Below are 234 nucleotides of genomic sequence, written 5' to 3' on the forward strand. Positions count from 1 at the left end.
GTAGAATTCATTGGTGCTGCTAAGCTGGTTTGGGTCATGCTTGCGAATCGTTTGGCGAAGAAATTTGGCGAGGAAGGAATTTATTAAGAAAGGGATGGGATCAATGGATCAACCAATCGCTGTAAAATCGCCTCTTACGTACGCGGAGGCATTGGCAAAAACCATTATGAATACGTACACAGTCGAGGAGCTGCCTCCTGCAAACCGCTGGCACTACCACCAGGGTGTTTTCTT

At 47.0% G+C, this 234-nt stretch carries 1 pseudogene; it reads left to right on the forward strand.

Going from position 1 to position 234, the window contains the following annotated elements:
• Positions 1–94 precede the first annotated feature (94 nt).
• Positions 95–234: pseudogene (locus RAD04_RS39170) on the forward strand (glycoside hydrolase 105 family protein); the annotation flags it as partial.

The sequence above is a fragment of the Bradyrhizobium sp. 25ACV genome, assembly GCF_054863005.1.